This is a genomic window from Streptomyces sp. NRRL S-337 (genome assembly GCF_000720175.1).
Lineage (GTDB): Bacteria > Actinomycetota > Actinomycetes > Streptomycetales > Streptomycetaceae > Streptomyces > Streptomyces siderophoricus.
Genome location: NZ_JOIX01000004.1, coordinates 95,481 through 121,356, shown reverse-complemented (window position 1 = coordinate 121,356; position 25,876 = coordinate 95,481). Strand labels below are relative to the sequence as shown.

At 70.4% G+C, this 25,876-nt stretch carries 22 protein-coding genes, 1 pseudogene and 1 riboswitch; of the genes and pseudogenes, 11 read left to right on the top strand and 12 right to left on the bottom strand.

Annotated features, from left to right (window positions below; genetic code table 11):
- Positions 1–379 precede the first annotated feature (379 nt).
- Positions 380–1,141 carry a TetR/AcrR family transcriptional regulator gene (locus IG62_RS0105715; protein WP_199812420.1) on the top strand — a complete coding sequence of 254 codons (762 nt, stop codon included), beginning with the start codon at positions 380–382 and terminating at the stop codon, positions 1,139–1,141.
- Between the two features lie 13 nt (positions 1,142–1,154).
- Here IG62_RS0105715 and IG62_RS0105710 read toward each other — a convergent pair whose 3' ends face one another.
- Together IG62_RS0105710 and IG62_RS0105705 are read right to left on the bottom strand one after the other, a co-directional pair.
- A complete protein-coding gene (locus IG62_RS0105710) occupies positions 1,155–1,607 on the bottom strand; it encodes a GNAT family N-acetyltransferase (protein ID WP_030798317.1) in 453 nt (150 codons plus the stop codon).
- 84 nt (positions 1,608–1,691) lie between these two features.
- Complete coding sequence (locus IG62_RS0105705) at positions 1,692–2,279, bottom strand: MarR family transcriptional regulator (RefSeq protein WP_030798316.1); 588 nt, start codon at positions 2,277–2,279, stop codon at positions 1,692–1,694.
- A 132-nt stretch (positions 2,280–2,411) separates the two neighbouring features.
- Here IG62_RS0105705 and IG62_RS0105700 point away from each other — a divergent pair, with 132 nt between their 5' ends.
- Both IG62_RS0105700 and IG62_RS0105695 read left to right on the top strand, forming a co-directional pair.
- A complete protein-coding gene (locus tag IG62_RS0105700; protein ID WP_030798315.1) occupies positions 2,412–3,632 on the top strand; it encodes an MFS transporter in 1,221 nt (406 codons plus the stop codon).
- Positions 3,633–3,925: 293 nt separating this feature from the next.
- Positions 3,926–4,456: a GlcG/HbpS family heme-binding protein gene (locus tag IG62_RS0105695; protein ID WP_078871836.1), complete on the top strand. Its 531-nt coding sequence runs from the start codon at positions 3,926–3,928 to the stop codon at positions 4,454–4,456.
- A 48-nt stretch (positions 4,457–4,504) separates the two neighbouring features.
- On the opposite strand, the gene IG62_RS0105690 is transcribed toward IG62_RS0105695, so the two are convergent.
- A complete protein-coding gene (locus tag IG62_RS0105690) occupies positions 4,505–5,062 on the bottom strand; it encodes a hypothetical protein (protein WP_030798310.1) in 558 nt (185 codons plus the stop codon).
- A 341-nt stretch (positions 5,063–5,403) separates the two neighbouring features.
- On the opposite strand from IG62_RS0105690, the gene IG62_RS0105685 reads away from it, so the two are divergent.
- The 3 genes from IG62_RS0105685 to IG62_RS0105670 all read left to right on the top strand — a co-directional run bounded on the left by IG62_RS0105685 (position 5,404) and on the right by IG62_RS0105670 (position 9,788).
- The gene (locus tag IG62_RS0105685) at positions 5,404–6,039 is read left to right on the top strand and encodes an HAD family hydrolase (protein WP_030798309.1); all 636 of its coding nucleotides are present in this window, start codon (positions 5,404–5,406) and stop codon (positions 6,037–6,039) included.
- A 1,273-nt stretch (positions 6,040–7,312) separates the two neighbouring features.
- The gene (locus IG62_RS48345; RefSeq protein ID WP_420711047.1) at positions 7,313–8,767 is read left to right on the top strand and encodes a globin domain-containing protein; all 1,455 of its coding nucleotides are present in this window, start codon (positions 7,313–7,315) and stop codon (positions 8,765–8,767) included.
- Between the two features lie 58 nt (positions 8,768–8,825).
- A complete protein-coding gene (locus IG62_RS0105670) occupies positions 8,826–9,788 on the top strand; it encodes a pyridoxamine 5'-phosphate oxidase family protein (protein WP_030798304.1) in 963 nt (320 codons plus the stop codon).
- Between the two features lie 100 nt (positions 9,789–9,888).
- Here the strand turns inward: IG62_RS0105670 and IG62_RS0105665 are convergent, their stop codons facing one another.
- The 5 genes and pseudogenes from IG62_RS0105665 to IG62_RS0105645 all read right to left on the bottom strand — a co-directional run bounded on the left by IG62_RS0105665 (position 9,889) and on the right by IG62_RS0105645 (position 13,906).
- Entirely contained in the window at positions 9,889–10,368 is a 480-nt protein-coding gene (locus IG62_RS0105665) for an NUDIX domain-containing protein (protein WP_030798302.1), read from the bottom strand.
- A 104-nt stretch (positions 10,369–10,472) separates the two neighbouring features.
- Positions 10,473–11,369 (bottom strand): LysR family transcriptional regulator, encoded by an 897-nt coding sequence (locus tag IG62_RS0105660; RefSeq protein WP_030798301.1) that lies wholly within the window; start codon positions 11,367–11,369, stop codon positions 10,473–10,475.
- A gap of 363 nt (positions 11,370–11,732) precedes the next feature.
- Complete coding sequence (locus IG62_RS0105655) at positions 11,733–12,887, bottom strand: cystathionine gamma-lyase (RefSeq protein WP_051797666.1); 1,155 nt, start codon at positions 12,885–12,887, stop codon at positions 11,733–11,735.
- Between the two features lie 167 nt (positions 12,888–13,054).
- Positions 13,055–13,525: pseudogene (locus IG62_RS44270) on the bottom strand (low molecular weight protein-tyrosine-phosphatase); the annotation flags it as partial.
- A 3-nt stretch (positions 13,526–13,528) separates the two neighbouring features.
- Positions 13,529–13,906: a phage holin family protein gene (locus IG62_RS0105645; protein ID WP_030798297.1), complete on the bottom strand. Its 378-nt coding sequence runs from the start codon at positions 13,904–13,906 to the stop codon at positions 13,529–13,531.
- 49 nt (positions 13,907–13,955) lie between these two features.
- Between IG62_RS0105645 and IG62_RS0105640 the strand changes: the two genes are divergently transcribed.
- The 4 genes from IG62_RS0105640 (at position 13,956) to IG62_RS0105625 (ending at position 16,901) form a co-directional block, all read left to right on the top strand.
- Positions 13,956–14,273: a cupin domain-containing protein gene (locus IG62_RS0105640; protein WP_030798295.1), complete on the top strand. Its 318-nt coding sequence runs from the start codon at positions 13,956–13,958 to the stop codon at positions 14,271–14,273.
- Positions 14,274–14,509: 236 nt separating this feature from the next.
- On the top strand, positions 14,510–14,734 hold the full coding sequence (locus IG62_RS43685) for a DUF5326 family protein (RefSeq protein ID WP_030411993.1): 225 nt from the start codon (positions 14,510–14,512) through the stop codon (positions 14,732–14,734).
- An 869-nt stretch (positions 14,735–15,603) separates the two neighbouring features.
- A complete protein-coding gene (locus IG62_RS0105630; RefSeq protein WP_030798293.1) occupies positions 15,604–16,374 on the top strand; it encodes an IclR family transcriptional regulator in 771 nt (256 codons plus the stop codon).
- A 104-nt stretch (positions 16,375–16,478) separates the two neighbouring features.
- A complete protein-coding gene (locus IG62_RS0105625; protein ID WP_037837830.1) occupies positions 16,479–16,901 on the top strand; it encodes an SsgA family sporulation/cell division regulator in 423 nt (140 codons plus the stop codon).
- A 1,221-nt stretch (positions 16,902–18,122) separates the two neighbouring features.
- Here the strand turns inward: IG62_RS0105625 and IG62_RS0105620 are convergent.
- Positions 18,123–19,820 carry a YibE/F family protein gene (locus IG62_RS0105620; protein ID WP_420711046.1) on the bottom strand — a complete coding sequence of 566 codons (1,698 nt, stop codon included), beginning with the start codon at positions 19,818–19,820 and terminating at the stop codon, positions 18,123–18,125.
- Between the two features lie 116 nt (positions 19,821–19,936).
- Positions 19,937–20,093: riboswitch (TPP riboswitch) on the top strand.
- Between IG62_RS0105620 and thiC the strand changes: the two genes are divergently transcribed.
- The gene (gene thiC / locus IG62_RS0105615) at positions 20,087–21,877 is read left to right on the top strand and encodes a phosphomethylpyrimidine synthase ThiC (RefSeq protein WP_030798287.1); all 1,791 of its coding nucleotides are present in this window, start codon (positions 20,087–20,089) and stop codon (positions 21,875–21,877) included. (Overlaps the previous riboswitch by 7 nt.)
- Before the next feature lie 147 nt (positions 21,878–22,024).
- On the opposite strand, the gene IG62_RS0105610 is transcribed toward thiC, so the two are convergent.
- From IG62_RS0105610 to IG62_RS0105600, 3 genes are all read right to left on the bottom strand, one after another.
- On the bottom strand, positions 22,025–22,927 hold the full coding sequence (locus IG62_RS0105610; protein ID WP_030798286.1) for a membrane protein: 903 nt from the start codon (positions 22,925–22,927) through the stop codon (positions 22,025–22,027).
- A 225-nt stretch (positions 22,928–23,152) separates the two neighbouring features.
- Complete coding sequence (locus IG62_RS0105605; RefSeq protein WP_037837829.1) at positions 23,153–24,214, bottom strand: metallophosphoesterase; 1,062 nt, start codon at positions 24,212–24,214, stop codon at positions 23,153–23,155.
- A 342-nt stretch (positions 24,215–24,556) separates the two neighbouring features.
- Positions 24,557–25,657 carry a LacI family DNA-binding transcriptional regulator gene (locus IG62_RS0105600; protein ID WP_063755334.1) on the bottom strand — a complete coding sequence of 367 codons (1,101 nt, stop codon included), beginning with the start codon at positions 25,655–25,657 and terminating at the stop codon, positions 24,557–24,559.
- Positions 25,658–25,876: the final 219 nt, after the last annotated feature.

Below are 25,876 nucleotides of genomic sequence, written 5' to 3'. Positions count from 1 at the left end.
CGAGGTCGCCGAAGTGCTCCTCAAGGGCCCTTTTTTGTTCCCCAAGTTCCCTGTCAAGTGCCGGAGTTGGGCGCTGCTGGCTGCAGCGCGCGGACGTGGAGACCGGCCCGATGGGTGCCCTCCGGTGGCGCGCCAGGTGCTTCGGCCGCAGGCTGAATGCTGAAGATTCCCGACGCGCTGGAGGTTCCCTCCGGCATGTTTGGTGGCTCTCACTTAGGCACTGGCCCCGGCTCGTGGGCTCGACCGCGTCTCCCTCTCCGTTGCCTCGCCGTGAGTCCCTTGATGATCACGTCCAGGCGCTCTCATAGAATCGGAATGAGCGACCCGGTTGGAAGTCCGGGGTGCGCGAACCGGTTGGACAGGGTCTTCAGGAGGTCCGGTGAGGGCGGAGGGTGAGGCCCGGCACGGTCAGGCGCCAGCGCGTGCTGATGCGCGGCGCAACAGGGCGCTGGTGCTCCAGGCGGCCCGATCTGCCTTCGAGGAACAGGGGTTGGGGGTGCCGCTCGGGGAGATCGCCCGCCGGGCCGGGGTCGGCGCGGGCACCGTCTACCGCCATTTTCCTTCCAAGGAAGACCTGTTCAGGGCAGCGGTCGTGGAGCGGATCGAGCTCTTCACCGACACCGCAAGGGACTTGGCGGATGTCGACGACCCCGGCGAGGTCTTCTTCCGCTACCTGTCCTCGGTGGTGCGCCTCGTGTCACGGAACAAGGCGTTGTGTGATGCCCTGGAGGCGGCCGGAACGGGACACTTCGCGACCTCCCCGGAGGTCGGGCGGGACTTCGACGAGGCGCTGGAATCCCTTCTCACGAGAGCCCAACTCGCCGGCGCAGTACGGCTGGACGTCGGACTGGCCGACCTCAAGGCGCTGCTGGTGGGTTGTCTCTCGATGGAGCAGGCCCGGTCCGGATCGGATGTGGACGGCGGGGCGCCGGGCCGGATGACGGTGCTGATGTGTGATGCGTTGCGCACTCATGACACCGTAACGAAACTGCCTGGTTCGCCCGGAAATTGTAACGAAACCTATTGTGCGGAGTGCGGGACGGTGATCGAAGCCGCGCGCACCGGCCGGCCCGCGCGCTACTGCGGTGGGGCCTGCCGGCAGCGGGCACACCGGGCACGGGGCCGCACTCGGCGGGCGTGACGCCGTCCCATGGTCACAGCATCAGCTTGAACCCCAGGTGGGAGGCCTCGAACCCGAGGCGCTCGTAGAAGCGGTGGGCATCGACGCGGGTGGCGTCGGAGGTCAGCTGCACCATCCGGCAGCCCAGCGTGCGCGATTCGGCGATCGCCCACTCGATGAGCTGGGTCCCGAGGCCGCTGCTGCGTTCTTCGCGGTGGACACGTACGCCCTCGATGATCGAGCGGGTGGCGCCGCGCCGGGACAGTCCGGGGATGACCGTGAGCTGCAGCGTCCCGATCGTCCGTCCTTCGCGCGACGCGACGATCAGGTGCTGGTTCGGGTCGGCGGCCAGCGCTGTGTAGGCCGCGACGTACGGACTCAAATCGTCCGGCGATTCACGGGTGGCGCCCAACGGGTCGTCGGCAAGCATTGCGACGATGGCGGGGAGGTCGGCCTCGCTGGCGCGGCGTATCTCGATGTCGCTCATGGGCGCGACCTTATGCCTCGGCGGCTCCGCCGGCCCGACCTGAGCGCCGCGCCGGCCCGGCCGCCGCGCCGACCGGGCCGCTGCTCAGGCCTGCGGCGGGGCGAGTGTCTGGACCGCTGTGACCAGGGGCGCCAGCTCAGGCCGCTGTGCCGCCTCCTTCAGGGCCTCGTAAAGGGCCCCGTCATGCGTCGGCCGGGCCTCCACCAGAAGGGCCAGCCCCTCAGCCGTGACGTTCGTGTAGATGCCACGGCGGTCGTCAGGGCACAGGTAACGGGACAGCAGGCCACGGTCCTCCAGGCGGGTCACGAGGCGGGTGGTGGCGCTCTGGCTGAGCACGACCGAGTCCGCGACCTGGTTCATCCGCAGGTGGCCGCCCGGCCCGTCGTGCTGCTCGCTGAGCACGTTGAGAACCGAGAACTCACGGACGCTGAGATCGTGCTGCGCCTGCAGGGCGCGCTCGATGTGCGTCTCGATGCGGCTGTGCAGAGCCGAGAGCGCACACCAGCCCTGGGCCAGGGCGGGGGTGGCCGCCGGTGGGCAGCCGGCCCCGGTGTCCCGGGTCGCTGCGGGCTCCAGGGCGTCCGGTCCCGCGGCCTCCATCTGCGGGGCGCCTGCCCTCGCGGCCTCCGTCTGCGGTCGAGCTGCCTGCTTCTCGCGCGTCTGCTGCGTCATCGAAGACCTCCTCATGGGGCGCACGATCCAGGATAGGACACCGGCGAAATATCCGGCGCTTGCAATTAACCGCGTCTGCAATTATTGTGGACGCTCGTAAGAGACGGACGCAATGATTCGAAGGGATCCGTCATGCCTCTCGCACTCCTGGCTCTCGCCATCGGTGCTTTCGGGATCGGAACGACCGAGTTCACGGTCATGGGCCTGCTGCCCGACATGGCGGCCGGCTTCGATGTCTCCATCCCTCTCGCCGGCTACGCAACCACCCTCTATGCGCTCGGCGTGGTCATCGGCGCCCCGCTGATGACGGCGCTCGGCACGCGCTTCACGCGCAAGCAGATGCTGATGCTGCTGATGGGCCTGTTCATCGTGGGCAACCTGCTCACGGCCGTCGCGCCCAGCTTCTGGATCATGCTCGCCGGCCGGATCGTCTCCGCCTTCACGCACGGCGCGTTCTTCGGTATCGGCGCCCTCGTTGCCGCCGACCTCGTTGCCCCCCAGAAGCGCGCCACCGCCATCTCGCTCATGTTCAGCGGCCTGACCGTCGCCAACGTCGTGGGCGTGCCGGCCGGCACGATGCTCAGCCAGCAGTTCGGCTGGCGGACCACCTTCTACGCCATCACCGCGCTCGGCGTGATCGGCCTGCTGGGCATCATCAAGCTGATCCCGGCGCAGCAGGCGAAGGCCGCCTCGCCCATCGGCAGCGAGCTCGCGGTCTTCCGCAACCCGCAGGTCGGCCTGGCGATGTTGATGACCATCCTCGGCTTCGGCGGTGTCTTCGCCGCGGTCACGTACCTCGCCTCGATGATGACCGAGGTCACCGGCTTCGCCCCGTCCTCCGTCATCTGGCTGACGGCCATCTTCGGCCTCGGCATGGTCGGCGGAAACCTGGTCTCGGGCCGCTTCACCGACCGCGCCATGATGCCGATGCTGTACGTGTCGATGACCGGCCTGGCGCTCTCGCTGGCCGCGTTCAACTTCACCGCACACAACAAGATCGCTGCGACGGTCACCATCGCGCTGATCGGCATCTTCGGCTTCGCGACCGTGCCTCCGCTGCAGAAGCGGGTCATGGACCAGGCGGCCGCCGCGCCCACGCTCGCTTCGGCCGGCAACATCGCGGCCTTCAACTTCGGCAATGCGCTGGCCGCTTGGCTCGGCGGGCTGGTCATCTCGGCAGGCCTCGGCTACACCGCACCCAACTGGGTCGGTGCGCTGATGACCGCCGCCGCGCTCGGTGTGGCGATATTCGCCTCCGCCCTGGAACGGCGTCAGGCGGGCCGTGGCCAGGTGGTGGCCGCGGGCGGCGCAGCCACGGTCGCCGACCAGCCCATGGCAGCGGCGCACCACTGAAGCCCGCGGCGGGCTCGTACGGCTTGACGTGCGCCGAGCGCCCCTTGCGGGCGGCGCCGCCGGCCCCTCGTACGCGCTGCCACAGGGACCAGCCCGACCGGCCGCCCCCACACGGCCGCGCCGGCCCCTCGTACGCGATGCCAAAGGACCTTCCGCCGCCCCAACGCCGTCCGCACGCAAGCAGCACCACGCGTACGGCCCTAAGCGAGGCCACTGGTAAGGCGTACCCGGGCCTCTCTCCCCAACAAGAAACCCCGCAAGAAAGCCCGCAAGAAACCCGCAAGGAACACCTCATGAGCACCTCCCCCTCCACCGCGACCTCCCCCTCCACCGCGACCTCCCCCTCCACCGCGACCTCCCCTTCCACCGCTGGTCCCGCTTCCGCGTCCGCCGCCGACAGCGGCGCTCCCGTCGTCCGTCCGTTCACCACCCGCGACGCGGAGAGCCTCATCGAGGCCGCCGTGCGGGCAGCCGAGGGCATCGAGGTGCGGGGCAGCGTCAGCGTTCTGGATGCGGGCGGGCATCTGCTCGGCTTCCGTAGGGACGATGCGGCCGTGCTGATCTCGGGGGAGACCAGCACCCGCAAAGCGTTCACCGCCCTTCAGCTGGACGCACCGACCGCCGACCTCGTCGAGTTGGTGCGGCCCGACGGGCTCTTTCACACGCTGCCGACCGCCCTGGACCGGCCGGTGCTCTTCCTCGCGGGCGGGGTGCCGCTCCACCGCGACGACCGGCTGATCGGCGCGATCGGATTCGGCGGTGGCGCCCCCGAACAGGACCATCAGATCGTCCTCAGCGCGATAGCGGAGGCGGGCCTGGAGTGAGCTGGCCTGTGCGGGAACGAATCGGCCGACCGGCTGACCGGCCGACCGTCAGCTGACGCCCGCGCCCGCCCTGCCGCTCCCCGGCACCCGGCGGGCGCGGGCTTCGGCGGCCCGGTCCTCGCGCAGCCGGCGGCCGCGGCGGGTCAGTCCCCAGGGCTTGAGGACGGAGATCGCGGTGAGGAAGAAGTAGAGGGCCGAGGCGACCGCCGGAGCGACGACGAGGCTGATGTCGGGCGCCGGGGTACCGGTGGTGGCCTCGGCGGCGAGATGGTCGATACCCGGACGGAGTGAGAAGACCGACAGCAGCAACGCGACGAGCGTCAGCCAGAACTTGAGGTAGACCCAGCGGTGCCGGGCCAGTCCCCAGGGGGTGCCCAGCGACAGCAGCAGACCGGTGACCAACGCACCCAAGGCGAGGGGGAGGACCAGCCAGTCACCGAACACCTTCATCGCGCGGTAGGCGACGGCTGCCATCTCGGCGGAGTTGGTGGTCCAGCCCGTGATGCCGAGCGCCAGCAGCCCGAGCGTGACACCGAGCCAGCTGACGGATACGGCGACATGGAGGACGAGGAGGGCCCGGCGGGCGGGCCGGTTGAGCTGCTGCATACGGTCCACGGTCGTGGCCAGGCCCCTGTCGTACATCTGCCGCCGGGAGTATCCCCGTATACGCGCCCTTGAGTACGGTCCGCGGGGCGGCGGTTCGTGGTCGCGGTAACCCCGCTGCCTCTCGATGCCCGCGTCGCCTCGCTGTCCGCGTCGCCTCACTGTCCGAGTCGCCTCGTTGTCCGAGACGCCTGACGCCTCGCTGTCCGAGCCGCCTCGATGTCCGCCCTCCCCCTTGGTTCGCCTTTCCCTCGGTTCGCCCCCCACCTCGGTTCGCCCCCACCTCGCCCCGGCCTCCGCCTGACCCCTGCCCCCGTGATCGTGGAGTGGTTACGCTCCCCGGCATGGGGACGCTGCATCTGTTCGATATGGACGGGACCTTGCTGTACGGGTCCGCGGCCGCTGTGGAGATATCCCGGCAGCTCGGTCTCGATCGGGAGATCGCCGAGTTGGAGCGCCGGTTCGCCACGGCGGAGCTGACGCCGGTGCAGTTCGCGCAGCTGGCCTGCGATCTGTGGGCCGCCGAGCTGACCGAACTTCAAGTGGCCGCCGCGTTCGAGGGCGCTCCATGGCTCGCCGGAATTCGGGAGGTCTGGGCCGATATCCGGGCACGCGGCGAACGATGCGCGGTGATTTCCCTCTCGCCCGGCTTCTTCGTCGAGCGGCTGCTGGACTGGGGAGCCGATACGGCGCATGGTTCCCGCTGGCCCGCCGTGCCGATCCGGCGGCCGGTGAATCCGGACGGCATCCTCTCGTCGGCGGCGAAGGTGCGGATCGCAGATGAACTCTGTGTGCAGTACGGGCTGACCCGTGACGACTGCGTGGCGTACGGCGACTCCATGTCGGACACCGCACTGTTCGCGGCGGTGCCCCGGTCCGTGGCGGTGAATGCCGATCACCACGTCAGCGACCTGGCCTCATTTGCCTACACGGGACGTGATCTGCGGGAGGCATACGCATTGGTCCGTACCGGCGAGTAATTCCGCGCTTTCTGCGGCGGATTCACCCATGTGTGCGCGGAAAATGCGCTCTGTGCTGAGGATCGCGGATATCGGAGGGGTGTGCGGAGTGTTCCAAGATCCGGGCTTGTGGTTTCAACTACTGCCGGTATGGTCGAGTCCGGCTTGGCGGTGGTGAGGGCTTCCGCGGGTACGCAAGGACGCGGGCAAAGCTCGTCAGCCTAGCGGTGAAGGGGCCCGTGACACCCGGACTTCCGACTGTTTGTCCGTTGTGCTGGACTGAGTGGCATGCTGCTGACGCGGCATCTGCTCCACATTGCCGCAAGGAAGTGAGATTTGTCCGCTTTAGAGGGTGTTGCCGGAATCGCTTGAGTCGATTAAGAATTCCGGTCACGGCGGGGGAATTCCGGGCAGTTCCGGTCTACGGAAGTGCGAAGACGACCGAAAGACGTTCGAGGCGAGGCAGACCATGGACGCTCCGACCACCACATCGGCCGATAGCGGCTCTTCTGGCGGCAGCAGCGGCGATTGGGGTTGGTTCACTCCGCCGGCGAAGCAGTCCTCCGGAGAACAGCCGGAGCGACAGAATGCCCGGGACCACCAGGATCCGGGCGGTCAGGACAGTCAGCGCCGGGGCGGCCAGGACCGGGATGGCCAGCATCAGGAAGGCCGGGATCGGAACGCCCCCTACGGGCGTGGCCGGCCCGAGTCCGATGACTGGAACGAGCCCAACGGCCAGGGTGGGCCCCACCACCAGGGCGAACGCGCCTATCGGGACGAACGCGCCTACCCCGGCGGACAAGGCGAGTACGGCGGACAAGGCGAGTACGGCGAGCACGTACATCGTGATGAACGGGACTACCGTGGCGAACAAGGCGAACAGGACTACTCCGGCGCACAAGACGGCCGTAATGCGCCGCACATCCCAATCCCCCACACTCCGAACGACCGGGAGCGGATACCCAGTCGGCCGGTCAACCCGATCCGGCCGGTAGGCACCGCCGCCGATCGTGGGACGGAGCCGCCGCAGGCTCCCCAGCCGCACCGCGAGCCACCCAACCCGTTCGGCGAGCCCGACGGCGAGTACGCGGACCCCACCCGCCCGTACGGCGACCCCGCCCCGGCATACCAGGACCCATCGCGCCCCTACGGCGAGCCGGTTCACCGGCCGGCCCCAGAGCCAACCGGCCAGCGGGCGCCAGAGTCCACCCGTCGGCCGGCCCCAGAGCCCACCGGCCAGCCGGCTGCCGGCCTCACTCGCCAGCAGGCCCCAGAGGCCGCCCTTCGCCAGCCCGTGGAGCCGTCGCCCCGCCCGTCCGTATGGGAGCGCGGCGCCGCCCGTGGCCATGAGCCCGAGCCCGTCCATGATGTGGCGCGCCGCACGGCAGCAGGGCACGCCCCCAGCGCCACCCCCAGCCCCGGTAACCCCCACCGCGATACGGCCAGCCCCACCACGAACAGCCCCGCCCAGAACCACCCCGCCACGAACACCCCCAACACCGGCAACCCCACCACCGGTACCCCCGCCGCTCCCCCCGGCCCCCCGCGCTCGCCCGCCCCCCAGCACTCCCTCGCCGCGCTCGGGGCCACCGTGTCCGAGGCGGCCGCTTCGCCCGACGCGATCCTCATCCGTCGCACCATGGCCGAGATCGGGCCCGTGGCCGACAAGGTCACCTCGTACTTCTACGCGCTGCTCTTCGTCCAGCACCCGGACCTGCGGGCCCTCTTCCCGGCCTCGATGGACACCCAGCGCGACCGGCTGTTCAAGGCGCTGCTCACCGCGGCCACGCATGTCGACGACACCGAGGTGCTCACCGGCTACCTCTCCAACCTCGGCCGCGGTCACCGCAAATACGGCACCCAGCCCGACCACTATCCCGCGGTCGGCGAATGCCTGCTCAGCGCGCTCTCCCGTTACGCCACGACCAGTTGGGGCCCGGAAACCGAAGCCGCGTGGGTGCGCGCGTACACCGCGATCTCCCAGATCATGATCGACGCGGCTGCCGAGAACGAGGCCGTGGCGCCTGCCTGGTGGCAGGCCGAGGTCGTCTCGCACGAGCTGCGCACGCCCGAGATCGCGGTGGTCACGGTCCGTCCCGACCAGCCGTACCCGTTCCTCGCGGGGCAGTACACCAGCATCGAAACGCCCTGGTGGCCGCGGGTCTGGCGGCACTACTCCTTCGCTTCGGCGCCGCGTTCCGACGGTCTGCTCTCCTTCCACGTGAAGGCGGTACCGGCAGGCTGGGTCTCGAACGCCATGGTCCACCGTGCCCGCCCCGGTGACGTCCTCCGGCTCGGCGCACCGGCCGGTTCGATGACCGTCGACCACACCACCCGCAACGGCCTGCTGTGCGTCGGTGGCGGCACCGGCATCGCGCCCATCAAGGCGCTGATCGAGGACGTCGCCGACCACGGCATCCGGCGCCCGGTCGAGGTGTTCTACGGCGCCCGCAGCGATCACGATCTCTACGACCTCGACACCATGTTGCGTCTGGAGCAGACCCACCAGTGGCTCTCGGTCCGGCCGGTCGTCGCCACCGGGCCCGCAGTCCGCGGCGGAACAAGCAGCGAGACCGGTCAACTCCCCGATGCGGTGCGGCAATACGGGCCGTTCCGGGAATACGACGCCTATCTTTCCGGGCCGCCGGGCTTGATCCGCAGCGGCGTGGACGCTTTGGTGAGGGTCGGCATTCCGTCCGACCGTATACGGCACGACTCGGTGGAAGAGCTGGTCTCGGTAGGGGATTGAGGTCTTGGCAGAGCACGGCGAATACGGGCGTACACGAGAGGCGCGGGATATGTGGGATATGCCGCAAGGGGAGCGCCCCGGGAGCGATGGCGAGCACCTGGTGCAGCAGAGACTCGGTACGACCGAGCGTGCCGACCGGTTCTACCGGGACCAGGTGCTGGACCACCTCAATGCCCGTATGCAGGAGTTCGTCGCCCGGCAGGAGATGTTCTTCCTGTCCACGGCCGACCGCCACGGCGAATGCGATGCGACGTTCCGCGCCGGCCCGCCCGGTTTTGTGCAGGTGCTCGACGCCCGCACGCTGACGTACCCGGAATACCGGGGAAATGGCGTCATGGCGTCCGTCGGCAATATCTCGGAGAACCCCCGGCTCGGCATCCTGATGGTCGACTTCACCCGGGACCGCATCGGGCTGCACGTCAACGGCCGGGCCCGGGTGGTGATGGACGAGGAGATGCGGGCCGGCCATCCCGGCCTGCCGGTCGATCCGATCCCCGGCCGGCGCGCCCAGTTGTGGGTCATGGTCGAGGTCGAGGAGGCGTACGTCCACTGCGCCAAGCACATACCGCATCTGCAGAAGGTCCCGCCGCAGCAGCGCGGGGCGCGGGCGTGGGGCACCGACGACGTCAAGCGGAAGGGTGGTGACTTCTTCGGCGCGGCGGCCGAGGCGAGCGACCGAGCGCCTTTCCGCCGCCCGGAGCGCAAGAACGAACACCTCCGCGGTGGCCTGCATGAGGACACGCAGGGGGAGCCGCCGGCGCCGTACGGTGCCGGGAACGGAAGCGGAACCCCTTCTCCCTCCTCTCCCCTCTCTTCCCTTTCTCTCCCCTCCCAGCCCTCGCTGACCGGCCCCTCGTCCAGTGCCCGAGCGGCCGCTGTCCCGGGTGGGGACGACTTCGTGGGGGAGCTGAACGCGGAGTTCCTCGACCGGGTCGAGCGGGTGCTGGCGCGTGCCCAGCCGCGTCGGGCAGCGGAGGACGAGCCACAGTTCCGCGGCTGGTTCGACCGACGCGACGCCTGAGGCGTCAGCCCGGCCGCGGCCCCTGCACGCATCCTCTGCACGCGGACCCTGCACGGTGGGCTCACTCCGGGGCAGGCTCAGCGCGAACCGGTCTCCCGGCTCACCCCAGATCCGGCGCGTGCATCGCCCGTACGCCCTCGATGTTGCCGTCGAGATAGTGCCGCAACGACAGCGGGACGACCTCGACGGAGGCGATGCCGACGCGGGTGAACGGCACCCGCACGATCTCGTAGTCGCCGCACGGCTCGTCGACCTCGGGGCCGTGCCGGCGGGTGGGGTCCATGGAGTCGAGCCGGCAGACGAAGAAGTGCTGGACCTTCACGCCGTCCACCCCGCCGTCACTGAAGTGCTCGACGGTGTCGACGAAGACCGGGACCACGTCCGCGATCTTGGCGCCCAGCTCTTCGTCCAGTTCGCGATGGAGCGCGTCGACGACCGTGGCGTCCTCCGGTTCAACGCCGCCACCAGGGGTGATCCAGTAGGGGGCGCGTCCCGGCTTGGTGCGTTTGATCAGAATCAGGTCCTCGCCGTCGAGCAGAATCGCGCGGGCGGTGCGTTTGACGACTGGCCGTACGGTCATAGTCGTCAGATGCCGCAACCACGCCCTGGTGAAACCCCCGCCCCTCCGTCACCAGCCGCCCGGGCACCGCAGCTCCTCACCGGTCCACCGGCCACCGCGGCACGTCACCAGTCGACCGCGGACCGCAGCAGCCACTCGTGGGCCCGGGCGATATGCGGCAGGCCCAGCGTCCCGGTCCGTACGGCGAGGAAGTAGGTGCGCAGCGGGGGCACCGGAGGATCGAGGAGCGCCACGACCTCGCCGCACGCGAGCGCCTCGGCGCAGAGATAGCGCGGCAGCACGGCCAGCCCCGCCCCGGCCGTCACACACGCCAGTACCGCGCGCAGATCGGCGGCGATGACGGCGGCGGACGTCGCGGGCTTGGCGTCGAAGACCTCGGCCCAGTAGCGGGCGATCATCGGCAGGCTTTCGTGGACCTCGACGAGCGGTACGGAATCCAGTACGCGGACCCCGCCCGCCTGCAGCACGGCCGGGCCGCCGAACTGCGCCGACCAGGACGGTGCGGCGATCAGTACGTGCTCCTCGTCGCACAGTGCGGTGGCGGTCAGCAGCCCGCCGCGCGGCCGGGTGGTGGTGACGGTCAGATCGTGGTGGCCGGCCGCCAGCCCGGTCAGCAGCTCGTCGGCGGAGCCGAAGGCGGTGCGGAGGGAGAGGCCCTGGGTGATGAGCGGCGCCAGCGCGGGAAGGGCGCGTTGGGCCATGAACTCCGGTGGCCCGGCGAGATGCAGGGTGCGGGTGACGGACTCCCGGTCGAGCCCCGCCTCGGTGATCTCGGTGAGCGCGTCGAGGTGGGGTGCCACTTTGTGGGCGAGCTCATCGCCGATGGTGGTAGGCGTGACACCACGGGCGCAGCGGAGGAAGAGCGGACGGCCCAACTGGCGTTCCAGCGCCCGGATCTGGCTGGTCACGGCGGGCTGGGACAGCCCGAGTAACGCCGCGGCGCGGGTGAAGGAACCGGCTCGGTGCACCGTGACGAAGGTGCGCAGCAGAGCCAGATCCATCCCGTACCTCCTGCGCCCCTCGGAAGCCTGGTCGCGGGCCAGCCATAAAATTGTGGATAGGGCTGTGTCTATAGCGTGATTGGACACTGACGCTCAGTCAACTAGCCTTGTTCGAGCGGTTGGTTTCACGTGGAACATTCGGTTTCACGTGAAACACGTGGCGGCGCGCACCACACAACCGCGGCCGGCAGGGTGACGAGGGGGGATACCCTGCCGGCCCCTCTTATGTCCGGCTCTTCTCATGTCTGACTCCTGGCATGTGGGGTCCTGGGGCTGGCCGTTCGATCTCCGGCCGTTGCCGCTGCCGCTGCCGCTGGTGCCAGGCCAGCTCGACGGGGGCCCGCGTCGGCCGCCGATGGCAGATCAGCCGGCGTTGCCGACGTTGCCCGCGTTGCCCGTGGTGGCCGTGTCCAAGGCGCGGAGGACATCCGCGATCAGGTCGTCCGGGTCCTCGATGCCGACCGAGAAGCGGATGAAGCCCTCGGGGACGGCGTCCCCGCCCCAGCGGGCGCGGCGTTCGGCGGTGGAGCGCACGCCGCCGAAGCTCGTGGCGTCGTCGACCAGGGTGAGGGCGGCCAGGAAGCGTTCTGCGTGGGCCTTGTCCGGGAGGGTGAAGGACACCACGGAGCCGAAGTGGCCGGGGCGCATCTGGCGAACGGCGAGCGGATGGGCCGGGTCGGCCGGCAGGCCGGGGTGGCGCAGGCCGGTGACCTCCGGACGGTCGACCAGTGCGGTGGCGAGTGCCAGGGCGCCGGCCGACTGTTGGCGGACGCGCAGGGCGAGGGTGGCCAGCGAGCGGTGCGCCAGCCAGCTCTCCATGGGGCCGGGGATCGCGCCCACGGTCTTGCGCCACTGCCGTACGGCGTCGGCCAGCGCGGCGTCGCGGGTGCTGGCGTAGCCGAGCAGGACGTCACCGTGGCCGGTCAGTGCCTTGGTGCCGCTGGCGACCGAGAAGTCCGCCCCGAGGTCCAGCGGGCGCTGGCCGATAGGTGTGGCCAGGGTGTTGTCGACCGCGACCAGGGCACCGCGCCGATGAGCCTCGTCGGCGAGCCGGCGGACGTCACACACGTCGAGGCCGGGGTTGGAGGGCGTCTCGATCCACAGCAGCCGGGCGCCGTCCAGCACGTCGAGTTGGGCGTCCTGTGCGGTCGGGGCCGTACGCACCTCGATGCCGTAGCTCTCCAGCCGGGTGCGGACGGCGGGCAGCAGCTGGTAGCCGTCGCTGGGCAGCACGACCGCATCGCCGGAGCGCAGCTGGGAGAAGAGCACGGCGCTGATCGCCGCCATCCCGGAGGCGAACGCGACGGTGTGCGCGGTGCCGCCCGGGGACTCCAACTCCCCGATGGCGCGTTCCAGATGGGTCCAGGTCGGGTTGGTGTCGCGGCCGTAGGTGTACGGGCCGGCGGCGTCACCGGGGAGGTGGTAGTGGGCCGCGAAGACCGGTCCGGGCAGCGCGGGTTCGAAGGCTTCCGGCTCCGGGAGCCCGGCTCGTACGGCGCGGGTGCCGTCGCCCGTCATGCGTTCTCCTTCTCCTGCGGGTAGGACGGGGCCTCCTGCGGGTGGTGCGGGCCCTGCGTCTCCTGCGGGATCTGCGTGCCCTGCGGGCGGTACGGGATCTGGGCGGGGCGCCGGTCGTCGGGCTCGGGTGCGCGCGCCGGGAGCGGCGTCCGTGCGGTGAGCACGGTGCGGACCTCGGCCAGCAGGCCGTCGCTCGCCGTCTCGATCATCTCCAGGCACTCCTCGAAGTCCTCGAAACCGCCGTAATAAGGGTCCGGGACGTCGAGGTCGCCAGCAGCCTGCACCGCGTACGAACGCAGCAGCCGCACCTTCGCGGCGTCCTGCGGGGTGGGAGCCAGCCTGCGGAGCTCGCGCAGATGGCCGGAGTCGAGGGCGATCACCAGGTCGAGGCGGGCGAACCAGGAGGCGCGGAACTGCCGGGCGGTGTGGGCGGTCGGGTAGCCGGCCGTGCGCAGGACGGCGACCGTGCGCGGATCGGCGCCGTCACCCTCGTGCCAGCCGCCGGTGCCCGCGCTGTCCACCTCCACCAGGCCGTCGAGCCCGTCCTCCGCGACCCGGGCGCGGAAGACGGACTCCGCCATCGGCGACCGGCAGATGTTGCCGGTGCAGACGAAGCAGACGCGGTACGGAACGGTCAACGGTCAGTCCTCGTCGGGAAGGATCACGTGCATCGCCCAGGAGACGACCGAGACGATCACGCCACCGAGCACAGCCGTCCAGAAGCCGTGCACATGGAAGGCGAGGTCCACCTTGCCGGCGAGCCAGGAGGTCAGCAGCAACATCAGCGCGTTCACGACCAGCGTGATCAGGCCGAGGGTGAGGATGAACAAGGGCAGGGACAGCAGCTTCACGACGGGCTTCACGATGAAGTTGACCAACCCGAAGATCAGCGCCACGAGGATCAGGGTGAGTATCTTGCGGCCGGTGTTCTCGCCGGTCAGCGTGATGTCCTTGAGCAGCCAGATGGCCACGGCAAGCGCCGCGGCGTTGGCGATCGTCTTGACCAGAAAATGCTTCATGGTGAGATCGTCGCAGACGAGTGTGAATCATCAGAGGGGTGCGAACGGCATGAAGGCTTTCAGGCTGGAGGAACTGGAAGCAGAGAGGGTCGCGAACGACGGCGCTTATCTGCAGTTCATCCGGGAGCGCAACATGTCGGTCGGGCTGTACGCGCTGGATGCCGGCAGCACCGATCCGCAACGGCCGCACGCCCAGGACGAGGTGTACCTCGTCGTCAGCGGCCGGGGATTGATCACTGTCGGGGCGGAGACGGAGCCGGTGGCGCGCGGCAGCGTCGTCTACGTGCCGGCCGGGGTACCCCACAAGTTCCATCACATCAGCGAGGATCTTCGGGTGATGGTGGTCTTCTCTCCTCCTGAGAGCTAAGGGTCGGGACCCCGAAACCCGTAGGGGACAAGTCAGGGTTGAGCCGGGGGTGCGAGGCCCCCGCGGCGGTGTCCGGCGCCCTAGCATCGTGGGTGATGGAAGAGCCGGAGGCGGGGTGGCGGCAGGAGCGCGGCCCGCGGACGGTGCCATCGGCGCTGAGACGCAGCGCACCGGACAGATAGCGCGGTACGGACAACGGTACAGACAGCGCGACCGACAGAAAGCAGGGCAGAGCAGTGGCTGGTAAGGGGATATTCACAGGACTTCCGTGGTGGGTCACCTGGGTTGTGGTGCCCGTCATCCTGATCGTGGTCTTCGGCGGCCTGATCGCCTCCGCACTCCACTTCCTGATCGGCCTGCTGTTCAAGGTCCTCATAGCGGCGGCTCTGATCGCGGGTGTCATTTACCTGGTTCGCCGCTTCACCGGCTCCTCGTCGTCCTCGTCGAAGACCGACTGGTAAGCCACGGGGCTGCGCCGGGGACCGCCCACCGCGGCGGTCCACCAGTGCGTGTGCGCTCCGCCCCCGTGCCCACGCACGGGCGGCGGCTTCCCCTCCCCGCGGTCGCCCGCCCGGGCACCCCCTCTCCGCAGCGGCCCGCGCCCGGGGCCCGCTTCCCCGGGGTGGGCGATCACCCGCCCTCGACCGGCCCGGGATGGGGCGGGCCGCAGGCGAAGGTGCACTCCGGACCGAATGGGACCTCATGCGGACACGACCTGGGATTTGACCTGGCCTCAGGCCGACGACCTCGGGTGAACGCGACCCGGGACTGACCTGACCTCTGGCGGGTGCGACCACGGGCGGATGTCGCTTCGAATGGCCGTCGCTTCGGGCGGATGCGGATCCGGCCGGATGTGGATCCGGGTGACGGCGGCGTCTGGACGAGTGTGGTCCAGAGGCAGGTCGAGCCGGGACGGCGGTGGTCCCGGGTGCCGGTGCTCGGCAAGGACCGAACGCAACCACGCCCCGCCGCCGCATCAACTTCCCTTGAGGTTGCCGCTGGGCCAGGCGGGTTAACTCCCCCGGCTTTCGGCCTATCGGCGCGATGTGCGGAGCTAGAGTGCGGACCGCAGACGTCTTCCGGATGGTGACGTTCCGCATGTTGACGTTCTCACGGTGCTGCCCGGACGTGACGCCCGGGCGGTGGCGTTCGGGCGATGGCGTGTGGATCTCGCGGTGCGGGTGGTGACGTTCGGGAGGCGCTGCATGAGGCGAGGCCGGGACGGGTGTCACCGCGAGGGGACGGACGACGCGCGCGGGCGCGGGAGCGGTTCCCGCGACCGCGGTGCCCAGGCCCCGCGGCGAGCGGAACCTGGGGGTTGGCGTTGGCAATGGCGAATGACGAATCCGGCTCTCACCCCACCCTGATCGGATCGGTGCAGCGGGCGCTCCGGTTGCTGGAGGCGGTGGGGGCGCACGAGGACGGGGCGCCTGCCAAACAACTCGCCAGAGAGACCGGGTTGCCGCTGCCGACGACGTACCACCTGCTGCGGACCCTGACCCACGAGGGCTATCTGCGCCGGGAGAACGGCGTGTTCGTCTTCGGGGAGGCGGCCGAAGCCATCGGCCGGGCCGGGGCCAGGCGCCGGCAGCGGGCCCAGATCTCGGAAGCACTGGCGCTCGCGGGCCGGGAGTTGGGAGCCGCCGTCTACTTCGCCGTCTACCGCGAGGGTGAAGTGGAGGTCGTGGCGGTGACCGACGACCCGGAACGGCCGCCGGTGGAGGAGTGGGTCGACTTCCGCAGCACCGCCCACGCCCACGCGATCGGGCAATGTCTGCTCGCTCAGCTTGACGACGCGACGAGGAAGGAGCATCTGGCGCGCTATCCCGTGCAGTCCATAACCCCGTTCTCCCTGGACACCGAGGACGATCTGCTGCGCCGTCTGGATACGGTGCGTCGCGGTCAGGCCGCCTACGAACGCCACGAATATGCCCTGGGCACGGTCTGTGCGGCCATTCCCATCCAGGTCGGTGCGGCCGCGGCGGCTCTGGCGGTCTCCCTGCCCGCGGAAGAACTGCATCGATTGCGGTCCGTTACGGATCGACTACGAAAAATGGCGGAGGCGACACTAACGACACTCGCCTTCTCTATCAGTATCTGAAAACTCACTCCTTGTGATCTGCCTGCGCCTGGCCGACGATGGCGTCAATAGGGCTATGGGGGATGTTTCCCGGCTATCTCCGATCAAGTGCGGGGCAGTGGTTGATGACCGACACAGTTCAGGCAGAAGTGATCATGAGCTTCGTCGTCTCCGAGGAGCTTTCGTTCCGGATCCCGGTGGATCTCGACTTCGACAGCGCCGATCCGTATGCCGTCCGTCTCACCTTCGACCTGCCCGGCGATGCGCCTGTGACCTGGGCGTTCGGTCGTGAGCTGCTGCTGGACGGGCTGAGTCGGCCGTCCGGTGAGGGCGATGTGCGGATCGAACCGGCCTCGCCCGCGCACCTCAGCGACGTCTTCATCAGTCTTCAAGTGGGCATCGAGCGGGCCCTGTTCCGGGTCAGTGCGGCGCCCCTGGTCGCCTTCCTGGACCGTACGGACCGGCTCGTCCCGCTGGGCAAGGAAGAGGTCTGCGACACCCTGGAAGCGGTGCTGGACCAGATCCTCACGGAGGCCCCCGCCGGCTGACCCGCCCGCGCCTCGCCGACCCTGCCCACTTGGCCCAGGCCCTCGGGTCGTGTCGCCCACCTTGCCGCGACCCCGGGCCGCGCCTGTCTGCAGCGGCCTGGGCCTGGGTTCGTGCCGGTCTGGTTCAGGGCGTGCGTGCCAGTCTGGTGTGGCCCGGTCGTCCCCGTCTGGTGTGGCCCGGGTATGTGCCCGCCCGCCGATGACCCCGATTCGCGCCCGGGTGTCCACGACCGCGTGCCCGCGCCCGCGTGCCCGCGACCGCCGGTCGCGCCCGGTCGGCCGCGCCATCCTGTCCCTGCGTTCGTGCGTTCTCCGCCCCGCGTCCCTGCGTCCCCTGGCCCGCGTCCCTGCGTCCCCGTCTCTCTGCGTTCGCGCGTCCCCCGTCCCCGTCCCGGAGGTCGCATCTCCAAGTCCCCGCGTACGCACGTCTCTTGCCTCTGCGTCCCGGGGGTCGCGTCCTTGCGTTGGGGGTGCCCCGCGCCTCCGGCTCCCGGGGGCCCTGGCTTCGGACTCCCGCCCCGGCCTCCCGCGTCTCTCGGACCTCCCGTACCCCGCGCCGAGCCCACGGGGTCGCGACCCGGTCGCACGCTTCCGGCTGCCCAACGTGGCAACGTCTCCCCCCAGTTCCGGGGGCGGCGTCCTCAGGCCCCGGGGTTCCGGGCACGCCCGCGTACTGGGCTCCCTTGCCTCCTAGCCTTCCGGGCCATCGGCCCTTCCCGACCTCCGGGCTCCAGGCCTCCGGACTCGGATCTCCGCCTTCCTGAGCCTGCGGGACTCCGGGCCTCCGGGCCCGGACCTCCGGGCCCAGACCTCTTGCCCTCCCGAGCCTGCCCACCGCCGAGCCCCGCACCCCGGACCTACGCCCTCCCGGCCCCCGGGCCTCCAAGGCCGCACCGAGCCCCAGCCGCCCGGCCTCCCGGCCCTGGGGGCCTCCTGGCCCAGCCGCCGGCCCCCGGGCCACAAGCCGCCCGCGCACGGCGCGACCCCCGAGCTCCCCGACCGAACCGGGCTTTGGCCCCCCTGCCCCCTTGCCCCCCCGGGGTTCGGGCCCAGCCGGGCCCCGGCCCCCCTGCCCCGCCCCCGAGGCTCAGGCCCAACCGGGCCCTAGCCTCCGGGCCTCAGGCCCAATCGGGCTCGGCCCAATCGGGCTCAGGCCCAGCCCGGCCCCCTGCCTGCCCCCGGCCCCCTGCCTGTCCCCGGTCGCCCCGTACGCCGCCCTGCTCACCGGCGACGTCGCCTGCCGCGGCCTCCGCGGTGGCTGGAGTTTGCGCGGGGGGTGGCGTCGGCTTGCTCTGATGTCCCGGCAGTCTGCTGCGTCTCGTAGGTGTCCGGTGGGACCACCGCGCCCCACGTGCCGGGGATGTCCGATGGGGCGGCTCCGCCACGCGTGTCGGGAGTGGGTGGTGGGGCGGCTGAGCCCCGCGTGGCGGGGGTGGGCAGGGGGGATGTTGCAGCCCCGGGCCCCGAGATATCCGGGCGGGCGCCTCTGCCTCGTGGGGTGGGCTTCTTGCGGTCCGCTGCGACGACCAGGGCTGCCAGTAGCGTCGTCAGGGGTACCGAGGCGACCAGGCCGATGCTGCCCACCAGGGTGCGGACGATCTCCTCGGCCACCACCTCGCTCGTGGCGACCGTGCCGACGCTGCTCTGTGCGATGGAAAACAGCAAAAGCAACGGCAGGGCGGCGCCCGCGTAGGCCAGGACGAGGGTGTTGACGACGGAGGCGATGTGATCCCGGCCGATCCGCATTGCCGCGCCGTACAGCTTCCGCCAGCCGGCCGACGGATCCGCCTCCCGTAGCTCCCAGATCGCCGCGGTCTGGGTGACCGTCACATCGTCGAGCACACCCAGGGATCCGATGATGATCCCCGCCAGCAGCAGACCGCGGATCTCGATGTTCGGATAGAGGCCGTGCACCAGACCCGTGGTGTCGTCCGTATTGCCGGTCAACAGTGCCCAGTTGATGAACACGGATCCCAGCAGCCCGATCAGCAGCAGCGACGCGAGCGTGCCGAGCACCGCAACCGAGGTGCGCGCGGTCAGTCCGTGGCACATGTACAGGGCGATCAGCATGATCGCGCTGCCCCCGACCACCGCCACCACCAGCGGATCGGAGCCCTGGAGGATCGCCGGCAGGATGAACAGCGTCAGAACGACGAAGCTGGCCGCCAGCGCCACCAGCGCCAGCACCCCGCGCAGCCGTCCCACGACGACGACCGCCAGGGCGAAGATCCCCGCCAGAATCCACATCGGCACGGACCGGTCGACATCGCTGACCGAGTACTGGAGCTCCTTCGGCGCCTTGGGGGAGTACGCCACCACGACGTCCTGGCCGGTGGAGTAGTGCCGGAGCGCGTCCGGCGTCACCACCGTCTGGAAGGTGCGTCCGGCGTTCTCGCCCGTGGTGACCTTGATCGTCGCCTGCTGGCAGGGCTTTCCCTTCGCCGCTCCCCCGGTCGGCCGTTGCCCGGTCGGCGACGGCGGCTGGGGCTGCTGCTCGGCATGGACGTCCGCGCAGTCGACCTCCACCACCTTGATCACGCGGGCCCGTTCCGTGGGCTGGTCGAAGCCCACCCCGGACGGTTTGTGCGGCGGTGCACCGCCCGGCCAGAGCACGGCCAGACCGACCGCCACCGCGGCCGCGAACGGAATCAGGACCGCAGCGATCACCTTGCGCAGATGCCGGGAAACGGGCGCGGCAGGTCCGTGGCCATGACTGTGCCCATGCCCGTGCCCGTGACCGTGGCTTTGGGTGTGCGCCGGGTCATGCTCGTGCCCGTGCCCATCCCCCTGCAGGCCGGGCTGGGAGCCTGCCTGCGGACCAGCCAGTGGACCAGCCTGCGCGCCGGACTGCTGACGCCCGGACTGCTGGCGCCCGGTCTGCGGACGGCCGGGCTGAAGGTGGGGCTCGTGAGTGCTCACCGCCCGATCATCGCAAGAGGTCCGGCTGCCCTCGCAAGACGTGCGGCTGCTGTCGGCGCTCCGTTCCGACGGGCCCCCTGTTCACTCCACGGCATCGGCCGCTACCGTGGTGCCACCTTTGCAATCGCGGGAGCTCGGAGCACCGGGCTGAGAGGGCGCTGACCTTCGTCCCAGTCGTGTTTCACGTGAAACACCGGCGGACGGATACGGCTGCGTCGACCGCCGAACCTGTTACCGGGTAATGCCGGCGTAGGGAGTTGGGTCTTATGACTCTGCAGGATGCACGCACGCCCGAAAGCGGAAGCGGTGCCAGCGGCGAGCCGAAGGAGATCGGCTGGCACAAGGGCTATGTCTCCGGATCGCGCTCGGACCTGCGGGTACCGGTCCGGCGAGTGCACCTCACCAACGGCAAGGACGTGACGCTCTACGACACGTCAGGGCCATATACCGACCCGAACATCGAAACCGACGTCCGCCGTGGCCTCGCGCCACTGCGGGAGAACTGGATCATCGGCCGCGGTGACACCGAAGAGTACGCGGGCCGGCCCCTGCGGCCGGAGGACGACGGCCTCAAGCACACCTCGCCGCGCGGCGGCCTCAAGAACCTCGACGCGGTCTTCCCCGGCCGCCCGCGCCAGCCGCGGCGCGGCCGTAACGGCGCCGCGGTCACCCAGCTCGCGTACGCGCGGCGCGGCGAGATCACCGCGGAGATGGAGTACGTCGCCCTCCGCGAGAACGTGAGCCCCGAGTTCGTACGCGACGAGATCGCGGCGGGGCGGGCGGTGCTGCCGGCCAACGTCAACCACCCGGAGATCGAGCCGATGATCATCGGCAAGAACTTCCTGGTGAAGGTGAACGCCAACATCGGTAATTCGGCGGTCACTTCCTCCATCGAGGAGGAGGTGGAGAAGATGACCTGGGCGACGCGCTGGGGCGCGGACACGGTCATGGACCTCTCCACCGGACGCAACATCCACACCACCCGCGAGTGGGTGCTGCGCAACTCCCCCGTCCCGATCGGCACCGTCCCGCTCTACCAGGCGCTGGAGAAGGTCGACGGCAAGGCGGAGGAGCTGACCTGGGAGATCTACAAGGACACCGTCATCGAGCAGGCCGAACAGGGCGTGGACTACATGACGGTGCACGCCGGTGTGCTGCTCCGCTATGTCCCGCTCACCGCCCGCCGCAAGACCGGCATCGTCTCGCGCGGCGGCTCGATCATGGCCGCGTGGTGTCTGGCGCACCACAAGGAGTCGTTCCTCTACACGCACTTCGAGGAGCTCTGCGAGATCCTCGCCTCCTACGACGTGACCTACTCGCTCGGTGACGGCCTGCGCCCCGGCTCCATCGCGGATGCCAACGACGAGGCGCAGTTCGCGGAGCTGAAGACGCTCGGCGAGCTGAACACCATCGCCAAGCGGCACGGCGTACAGACGATGATCGAGGGCCCGGGACACGTCCCGATGCACAAGATCAAGGAGAACATCGACCTCCAGCAGGAGATCTGCGAGGAGGCCCCGTTCTACACGCTCGGGCCGCTGACCACCGACATCGCGCCCGCCTACGACCACATCACCTCCGGTATCGGCGCGGCGATGATCGCCTGGTGGGGTACCGCGATGCTCTGCTATGTCACGCCCAAGGAGCACCTGGGCCTGCCGGACCGCGATGACGTCAAGACCGGCGTGATCACGTACAAGATCGCGGCCCATGCGGCGGACCTGGCCAAGGGGCACCCGGGCGCCCAGGAATGGGACGACGCGCTCTCCGACGCGCGCTTCGAGTTCCGCTGGGAGGACCAGTTCAACCTGGCCCTCGACCCGGACACGGCACGCGCCTTCCACGACGAGACGCTGCCCGCCGAGCCGGCCAAGACGGCGCACTTCTGCTCGATGTGCGGGCCGAAGTTCTGCTCCATGAAGATCAGCAGGAGCATCACGGAGCAGTTCGGCGGCGACGCGGACGCCACGCCCGAGGAGGTCGAGGCCGGGATGCTGGAGAAGTCGAAGGAGTTCGCGGCAGCGGGGAACCGGGTGTACCTGCCGCTGGCGGACTGACCGGCTGACGGTGTGTTTGGGGCCCCAACGTGGTTGGGGCCCCAAACAGGGATGGGGCCCCAACAGGGCCTCCCCGCCGCCTCCGCCACCCGGTTCCGAGCGCCGTCCGGTTCCCAGCGCCACCCGGTTCCGAGCGCCGCCCGGTTCCTAGTCCGCCCCCTCGTCCGGCCTCCCGTGATCCGGGCTGGTGAAGTCCGGGCTGGAGTAGCGCGGGCGGGAGGCCGGGGAGCCGCTTTCGGGACTGGAGAACTCGGGGCGGGTGTAACCGAGGGTCGGGATGCGGCTCTCGGAGGCCGGGGCGCGGCGGGGGACGTAGCGGACCGGGTCGTCGTCCGGAGTGGCCGTGGGGTCGGCGAGCGCCTCGCGCAGAAAGGGCAGCAGCCCGCGCTCCAGCAGGGCGCGCCGCCACGCCTCCCGGGCCTGCTCCAGGGCCTCGTACAGCTCGTCGACTCTGGCGGACTCGGCGGACGGGCCGTTGCGCAGTGCGGTGACGACCAGGCAGGTCATCGCGACCAGGGAGCCGGCCGCGGTGAGTGCCGCGAACACCCAGCCGACGCTGATCAGCGGCTGCGCGAGCGACTTGTCGGGGCTGACCGCGCGCAGGACGTAGCCGATGACGAGGAAGAGCACGGCGGCGATACCGGCGAGGACGGGGGCGAGCACGGTGACCGCGGCCGCCAGCCCGGCACCGGTGTTTCCGGCCCCGTTCGCGGCCGGGTCGGTGGCCGGTCCCGGTCCCCCCTCGGCGTCCTCCTCGTGCTCCCCGGCGGGCGCCGCGGGGCCGGACGCCGGGCCGGATGCGGCCGGTGCCGGTGTCCGCAGCTCGGCACGGAGCTGGACATAGCGTTGGTATTCGGCCGTTGCGCAGGCGGCGATGGCGGTGGTCGCGCTGAGCGCCATCGTGCGCAACTGCTCGTTGTTCAGATGCTTTCCCGTGGCGGCGGTGAGGTCGTCCGGGCGGTATTCCGCGGTACGCAGCGCCTCATCAAGGAGCCGCGCGAATTCCGCGCGGTCCTCGTTCAGCAGGTGCGGAGCGCTGTTCATGTGCATCCCCCGATGCTCCGTAGGGCCGTACGGCCGGCGTGGGCCGGGCAGTGGGCGGAAACGGAGGAGAGCCTGCTACGGATAGACCGATGGTAGAGCGACTCCGGTACGGGGTGACAGAGAGTTTGCGGAATTTGAGTAACCGCCCGACCGGATCCCGCCGGTGTCTCCCCTCGTTCCTGCCCGCACCGGTCGTCCCGCCGGTCCGGGGGATACCTGCCCCGGGAACGCTCAGCCAGTCAGGGGGAGTTGGACGACCAGCAGCTTTCCGGCCATCGTGATGCCGCCGTCCATGGCGATGGCCAGACCGTCGGCGTAGACGTGGGGACCGTCGACCGCGATGCCGTCGCCCTCGCCGTCCTCCGTGCCGACCTCGCCCAGGAGGTACGGGATCGGGCTGTGGCCGTGCACGACGCGGTCGCCGCCGTAGGCGTCCAGGAGTTCGCGTACGGCCTGCGAGCCGGACTCGTCGCGGAAGGCGAAGCGCTTGGTGAACTTCCGGAAGAGGTCCCAGACTTCGTCGGCGTCGCTGCGGGTGAGGACCTCGTGGACGGTGTCGTTGACGGCCTCGATGGAGTCGCCGTATTCGAGGTAGGCGGTGGTGTCGGAGTGCACGAGCAGATGCCCGTCCTCCTCCATCACGGCGTCCAGCCGGGCCATCCACTGCAGGTGGTGGTCCTCCAGGCGGTCCATGTCGGTCTTCTGGCCGCCGTTGAGGAGCCAGGCGGCCTGGAACGAGGCGGTGCCGGCGCCGGACTGCACGGGGGTGTCGCCGAACCGCTTGGCGCCCAGCAGCAGCAGTTCGTGATTGCCCATCAGGGCCTTGCAGTAGCCGCCGGCCGCCGCGGCCTCCGCGGACAGCTGCATGACCAGGTCGATCACGCCGATGCCGTCCGGGCCGCGGTCGGTGAAGTCGCCGAGGAACCACAGCCGGGCGTTGCCGGCCGCCCAGCTGCCGTCGGCGTCGATCAGGCCCTCGGCGGCCAGCGCCTCGCGCAGCTCGTCGTAGTAGCCGTGCACATCGCCGACGACGTAGAGGGGGCCCATGCCCTCGGGCGCGTCGGAGCTCCTGGCCGGGTCGGGGACCGGCGCGACGGACGGCTGGTCGATGAGCGTGTCGGTACGGCCCGGGGTGACGACCGGCAGGTCGCGGGCGGTCGGGGTGTAGTCCTCGGGCAGCTCGACCGGCGGCGCGGCCGGCGGCACCGCGGGGGGCGCGGTGGGCGGCGCGACCGGGGGGCCGGCGGGCAGATGGAGCGGCGGGCCGGCCGGCGGCACGGGGGATCCGGACATTCCGGGCGGCGGAGCGGACGCCGGAGCTTGTCCACCCATGGTCCACACCATGGGTTCCTGACTGGCCCCCTGAGTCATCGACCCCTCCACCGTTGCGCCGCCGTGCACCTCTCGGACCTTGCCTGGTCGACGGCGGTCCGCGGTGTCGTGCGCCCATCATAGGAATGCCGGTCGCGGGTTGTGACGCACCCGGGGGTGGTCAATCCGCTGGAGCCTGGCATTCACGGCTGATTTCTCCCGAGATCGCCCTGTTTTTTCTGCGTCAACGCGTGCGCCCCTGGCGTCAACGCGGGCGCCCCGGCGTCGTCCGGCGCGCCCGCTCGTTCGTGTTCGGCGGCACGTTCAGTCGCCGGCGGGTCCTCGTGGCGGGCTGATGGTCGTGCGCGGGGGCCGCCGCTGGGAGGAGGTGCGCACGATCAGATCGGTCGGTATCACCTGCTCGATCGGGCGTCCGGTGTCGAGCCCCTCGATGGCGTCGATGAGGATCTGCACGACGGCGGTGCCGATCCGGCGCGGCTTGAGGGAGAGCGTGGTGATCGGCGGTTCGGTCGTGGCGTAGACGGTGGATTCGCTGCAGCAGACCAGCAGCAGGTCCTCCGGGACGCGCAGGCCGTAGCGCCGGGCGGCGGCGAGCAGATCGGTGCCGTTGGGATCGAAGAGGCCGTACACGGCGTCCGGCCGGTCCGGGCGGGCCAGCAGCCGGTCGGCGGCCACCGCGCCCGCGCACGGGTCGTGGGCCGGGTACGACTCGTAGACCGGATCCTGCCCGACCCGCTCGCACCAGTGCAGGTACGCCGTGGTCGAAAGGCGGGTGTAGGTGTCGGTGGTGGTGCCGGTGAGCAGGCCGATGCGGCGGGCGCCGGCGTCGGCGAGGTGGTCGAGGAGGCCGAGGACGGCGGCCTCGTGGTCGTTGTCGACCCATCCGGTGACCGGCAGGGCGCCGCCGGGACGGCCGTCGGAGACCACCGGGATGCCGTGCCGGACGAGCTCGGTCACGACCGGGTCGCCGTCGGCGGGGTCGATGACGACCGTGCCGTCCAGGGCGACGTTGGACCACACGTCGTGCCGGGAGGTCGCGGGGAGGATGACCAGCGCGTAGCCGCGGGCCAGGGCCGCGGAGGTGGCCGCTCTGGCCATCTCGGCGAAGTACGCGAACTCGGTGAAGGTGAAAGGTTCATCCCCGTACGTGGTCACGGTCAGGCCGAGGAGCCCCGACTTGCCGGTACGGAGGGTGCGGGCGGCGGCGGACGGGCGGTAGCCCAGCCGGTCGGCCACCTCGCGGACGTGGCTACGGGTGGCATCCGGAAGCCGGCCCTTGCCGTTGAGCGCGTCGGAGACGGTCGTGATCGACACACCGGCTGCGGCGGCCACATCGCGGATGCCCGCCCGCCCCAGCCGGCGACCGGTCGCCCGGCTCACCTGGTGCTTCCCTGCTGCTGTCATGGCGAGCCGATAGTAGGGCTCGATAGGGCCATTCGCGGGGCGTTGACTGCGACGGTGGAAAGGCACGTTTCTGCAAGGTGTTCTGCCGTCATATACCTTATAAATAAGGAGAGTTGGCGATTGTGCTGGCTGTTTGAGGGGAGAATTGCTGGCTCGACCTGTCCATCGGTTCAGGTCTCGAAGAGGTCTCAAGTCACCTTGACGAGGGACGCGCGCCAC

What these genes read in the sequence shown, in the direction of transcription:
- IG62_RS0105665 (WP_030798302.1), bottom strand. Translation starts at nt 10,368, where the DNA reads ATGACCGTACGGCCAGTCGTCAAACGCACCGCCCGCGCGATTCTGCTC.
- IG62_RS0105700 (WP_030798315.1), top strand. Translation starts at nt 2,412, where the DNA reads ATGCCTCTCGCACTCCTGGCTCTCGCCATCGGTGCTTTCGGGATCGGA.
- IG62_RS0105600 (WP_063755334.1), bottom strand. Translation starts at nt 25,657, where the DNA reads ATGACAGCAGCAGGGAAGCACCAGGTGAGCCGGGCGACCGGTCGCCGG.
- IG62_RS0105645 (WP_030798297.1), bottom strand. Translation starts at nt 13,906, where the DNA reads ATGAAGCATTTTCTGGTCAAGACGATCGCCAACGCCGCGGCGCTTGCC.
- IG62_RS0105695 (WP_078871836.1), top strand. Translation starts at nt 3,926, where the DNA reads ATGAGCACCTCCCCCTCCACCGCGACCTCCCCCTCCACCGCGACCTCC.
- IG62_RS0105690 (WP_030798310.1), bottom strand. Translation starts at nt 5,062, where the DNA reads ATGCAGCAGCTCAACCGGCCCGCCCGCCGGGCCCTCCTCGTCCTCCAT.
- IG62_RS0105625 (WP_037837830.1), top strand. Translation starts at nt 16,479, where the DNA reads ATGACCGACACAGTTCAGGCAGAAGTGATCATGAGCTTCGTCGTCTCC.
- IG62_RS0105605 (WP_037837829.1), bottom strand. Translation starts at nt 24,214, where the DNA reads ATGTCCGGATCCCCCGTGCCGCCGGCCGGCCCGCCGCTCCATCTGCCC.
- IG62_RS0105630 (WP_030798293.1), top strand. Translation starts at nt 15,604, where the DNA reads ATGGCGAATGACGAATCCGGCTCTCACCCCACCCTGATCGGATCGGTG.
- IG62_RS0105660 (WP_030798301.1), bottom strand. Translation starts at nt 11,369, where the DNA reads ATGGATCTGGCTCTGCTGCGCACCTTCGTCACGGTGCACCGAGCCGGT.
- IG62_RS0105685 (WP_030798309.1), top strand. Translation starts at nt 5,404, where the DNA reads ATGGGGACGCTGCATCTGTTCGATATGGACGGGACCTTGCTGTACGGG.
- thiC (WP_030798287.1), top strand. Translation starts at nt 20,087, where the DNA reads ATGACTCTGCAGGATGCACGCACGCCCGAAAGCGGAAGCGGTGCCAGC.
- IG62_RS0105670 (WP_030798304.1), top strand. Translation starts at nt 8,826, where the DNA reads ATGCCGCAAGGGGAGCGCCCCGGGAGCGATGGCGAGCACCTGGTGCAG.
- IG62_RS0105710 (WP_030798317.1), bottom strand. Translation starts at nt 1,607, where the DNA reads ATGAGCGACATCGAGATACGCCGCGCCAGCGAGGCCGACCTCCCCGCC.
- IG62_RS0105640 (WP_030798295.1), top strand. Translation starts at nt 13,956, where the DNA reads ATGAAGGCTTTCAGGCTGGAGGAACTGGAAGCAGAGAGGGTCGCGAAC.
- IG62_RS0105705 (WP_030798316.1), bottom strand. Translation starts at nt 2,279, where the DNA reads ATGACGCAGCAGACGCGCGAGAAGCAGGCAGCTCGACCGCAGACGGAG.
- IG62_RS0105610 (WP_030798286.1), bottom strand. Translation starts at nt 22,927, where the DNA reads ATGCACATGAACAGCGCTCCGCACCTGCTGAACGAGGACCGCGCGGAA.
- IG62_RS0105655 (WP_051797666.1), bottom strand. Translation starts at nt 12,887, where the DNA reads ATGACGGGCGACGGCACCCGCGCCGTACGAGCCGGGCTCCCGGAGCCG.